Annotated in this window: 5 protein-coding genes; all 5 read left to right on the forward strand. The window is 37.4% G+C overall.

Features of this window, described 5'->3' with window-relative positions; genetic code table 11:
• The first annotated feature begins 305 nt into the window (after positions 1–305).
• Complete coding sequence (locus G5T77_RS16070) at positions 306–1,454, forward strand: hypothetical protein (protein ID WP_047471716.1); 1,149 nt, start codon at positions 306–308, stop codon at positions 1,452–1,454.
• A gap of 183 nt (positions 1,455–1,637) precedes the next feature.
• A complete protein-coding gene (locus G5T77_RS16075; protein WP_005006030.1) occupies positions 1,638–1,793 on the forward strand; it encodes a hypothetical protein in 156 nt (51 codons plus the stop codon).
• Positions 1,794–1,831: 38 nt separating this feature from the next.
• On the forward strand, positions 1,832–2,257 hold the full coding sequence (locus G5T77_RS16080) for a hypothetical protein (protein WP_033917496.1): 426 nt from the start codon (positions 1,832–1,834) through the stop codon (positions 2,255–2,257).
• A 335-nt stretch (positions 2,258–2,592) separates the two neighbouring features.
• Entirely contained in the window at positions 2,593–3,549 is a 957-nt protein-coding gene (locus G5T77_RS17295; protein ID WP_227504909.1) for a hypothetical protein, read from the forward strand.
• A 22-nt stretch (positions 3,550–3,571) separates the two neighbouring features.
• The coding region (locus tag G5T77_RS16090) for a hypothetical protein (protein ID WP_166236253.1) at positions 3,572–3,991 on the forward strand (420 nt) is incomplete at its 3' end.

Consider the following 3,991-nt stretch of genomic DNA (forward strand, 5'->3'; position numbering starts at 1 on the left):
ACTTCAAGTTTTACTCTGCCATGGCAACTATTAATTATTGCCATCTTTTTTTGATATAGATCTATGTAATCAGGTTATTTTAATATGTGAGCCTTATTTTATTTAATTAAATATAAATAATTGATATTAGTTTTATTCAACGTATACGGTGATTTTAATTGATTAAAATATTTTAATTACTGAACCACTACCGTTGTTAAATTCAGCTTCATTAATATTTTAAGGAAAAAATTATAAACGCCACTTAATAACTATTATGGAATCTCAGATGTAGAGCACACGGCTCAAAACTTGGAGATTTTAAAATGTCACATTTCACAGTTGCAGTAGTTACCACCCCTGATGGTGATGTTGTAGATGCCCTAGAACCATTTTACGAATTTGAATGCTCAGGCATTAAAAACAAATATTGCATTTCAGAATCATCATTGGACGAAATTAAAGACCAATACGAATCGACAGAAATCACTTTGATGAAAAACTCAAAGCCTATCTTAGATGATGGTGAAGAACGCTATGCGTTTCTTGACGACTCTCGTTTCGTGCGTGATGCAACAGACTTAGAGCTTTATGCCATCAAAAACAACAAAGGTGATATTTTTGCTGACTTCCCGAACGGCGGTAAGCATTTATCAGTGGTACAGGTCAAAAACGATGATGGTACGTACTCAAGTCGCATTCGTGATTTAGGCATGTTCATTCAATGGCATCAAAAAGATGTGCCATGTACTGAAGTGTTTGAGCTTCAACAGTTCATTAACTGGTATAACGAAAAAGTTACGCCGACTGTTTTGACAGGTGAAAAACCTGATGAAAGTTGGACAGAATGGATAGAGCTTGATGCTGACGGTAAAGTGGTCGATTACTTCACCACCACCAACCCGAATCCGAAATACGATTGGTATGAAATCGGAGGACGTTGGAAAAACATGCTGTTGCGTCTTGATGGACGAAAAGTGGATAGCTGCCCGATTGGTGAGCTAGATTTTGAAACCGAAATCAACCGCTTAAAAACCGAAGCTAACCGTGTTTATGACTATTTTGAGAAGTGTATCGGTGATGCTTCACGTACTTGGCGGTCATGGGCTGATGTTTGGTCTGATGAATCAATCGAATCAGTGAACGATAAGCGTAATTTCTATCATAACCAAGATGCAATCTTATTAATGAAAGCCAGTGATACGGATAACCTGTTTGGCATATTCGGACATGAATTTGATGAATTTTTGGTGAGCCGTGAAGAATTCCTAGCTAAAAAATCAGCAAACCCATTCGGTACATACTGTTTCTTAGATGCGACCAGTGGTGATGAAATAGGCGACTGGACAGGTTCAGAGTGTGGCATGTTTGGACTGGATATTCGCAAGGAAGAAGATTGGGAAAACAAAAACCAAGCCTTGCTCAAGAGCTTTCCAAGCGACTATATAATCACGATTGTTGATTGCCATATCTAAAACCCAAACAGGGATAAGCGTAAAACCTTATCCCTTTTCTTTTGGGTATTTTTTAAAATGCATTCGATGTTTTTTTAATTGATTAAAAAGGTTTTGAATTTTTAAATTTTAAGAAAAATTAAACAGCTATTGCGCTTTGTATAATGAATATAGATTTAATCACTATCCTAAAGGGCTTTTAATATGTGGAATACATTAGTTTTAATTCGTAAAACCGCAACGTCAAAAGAAATAAAAGACAAAGCTGATATGTATTTAAGCCAGTTAAATACTGCAACCATTTCAGCATCTCTTAAAGCTGAAATACTCTCTTTTATCGAATCTGTTTTAAACGATTAATCAACTTAGGCTCAACGCCTACAACTTGGAGAAACCCCATGAATTACTACAACACATTCACCATTCCATGCAATTTTAAAGTACAGCACATTGAAGATGGTCAATTTGTCGTGTTTTTTGCTGATGGCACTCAGTTAAGTTACCAGATTGAAAACACCAGTAAGGTTAAATGGATTGAACCTGAAGCATTCAGTTTAGAGCAAGTACGCCTAAGCTCAAAAGAGCCAATCAATGCCGATGATATTGACATCATTAAGTATGCTTCATACCGCTTAATTGCTGACACGCCATTGATTGATGATGATGGTAGCAATCCTGAACCTGATTGCCTTTACTGCAAAAAATCTAGTGACACTCTTAACAGCCTCATACTTCAAGTCACTGAAGCACATACCCTCTCATGTTGGCTACTGACATCAAACGGCGTTCATATCCTAGATATTAATGAATTGACTGAAGCTTAATAACAACAACCAGTGAAGCATGTCTATTGCTTCACTGGTTGGCAGTTGAAAACCGCATTCGATGTTTTTTAATTGATTAAAAAAAGGTTTAGAAATTTGGTTGTGGCCAGCGCTAGATCTGGCGCACCAGGATCAATGCTTATTTGTATGGTACCTTAATTGCTTCCATCATTTTAATAGCATCCTCATTACTATTTTTAGCTGCTATCTGTTAAAAGTCGCAGCAAGGACCAGTAAAACAATAATAAAAATAAATAATTTTAAAAAAGTTTTTGGTTTAGGTTCTATCTTAAAATAAACATATTGAAGCAGAAAGCTTAAAACTTGGAGTTGAAATGGTTACTATTAATGAATTACTTAGCAAAAACCTTGATCGCAAATATGGTCCAATTGAAGCGCATGAAGTTATAGAACTTGTTCGTGTAACTCGTGCGCCAGAATCAATAAATAACCCTTCAATGCCATCAGTTAGAATTTCTACTGCAGATCTGCACCATATGGTTGAACAAGCTAAAAAGTTCAATTTGTGGGAAGAATGGTCCACCAAGGTTTTAGCAACTGAGTTGCCATACAACCCTTATCTTAAGCCAGTGTTTACAGGTCATAGTTTCCCACGTTCTAGCATGTCTACTGACAACTACGAAGCATTAGTACGCTCTACGTTAGTGCCGGTGCTACTACCTGAAGATAAAAAGTCTTTTATCAACCTGAATGACAAAGTTATGTCATTTAACAACCTCATGTTTGATATGCCCGATGCGATGGTGAACCATCTCATGACTGGTAAAAAACTTTGGCTATATGCAAAAAATGGGCAAGTGGTCTGGTATACCCGTGCTGAGTATGAGGCGCAAACCAAGTGGAACCAGGCTGAACAGGATGCTAAGAAAAAAATTACTGCATTGTTTGAATTATTCAATGCGCTGCAACAAGCTAAACCGATCTTTGATGCTATCGATCAGAAGAAAAACTTCAGTGCTTTACCGTTCAAATGGTTCACTGGTGTAAAAATTGTAATGTCAGGCTTGTCAGCTGGATCATGGGGCGATGGTGAAAAATCAAATACAGTGACTCACTTGGTTTTTGATGAAGACTACTCAGGATCTAAATTGGTTCGTGAGAAAAACCAGTACTTGTGCTCAGCTGGAGGCTTATTCCCTGCAGATGAAGCAAAGAAAGAATTCAAAATGAAAGTAGGTGAAGTTACCGTGGACACGGTACCGCACCTTGTTACATGTAAAGTGTGCCTAAAACGTATTTTTACGCAACTTGCATTAACTCAATCTAATTAATCAAATTTATAGGGTGTTCATCATGAATAACAAAACAATTGCCAAAAAAATGATTAAACAAGTTAAATCGGTTATCACTGACCCTCAAGCAAAAAGCTTGTTGGCTGCTTATCACGTAGAGACGTCATTTACCCACTTCTACGAAACACACAGCCACATTTACTTGGTTGGTAAAGACATTACTGCAGTCATGGCCAAACATTTTCCATACTTCACGTTTAAGACTCGTGATAACAAGAAAGCCCGTCACGGTATTGGCGATGGCTCAATGTCTGATTGCTTAAACAAGCTGCGCCGTGTGTATCGCTTAGAAATCAAAAAACCGATTAGCGAGAAGTTTATCGCTGAAGCTGGTGCACCGACTTTCACAAAAAGCCAATCTGTAAGTCCTGTTGCTTATTTGATTGATGAAGTTGTGCAACTGTCTTTGCACATTAAAGAC

The sequence above is a fragment of the Acinetobacter sp. GFQ9D191M genome (genome assembly GCF_011174875.1).
In the GTDB taxonomy this organism is placed as follows: domain Bacteria; phylum Pseudomonadota; class Gammaproteobacteria; order Pseudomonadales; family Moraxellaceae; genus Acinetobacter.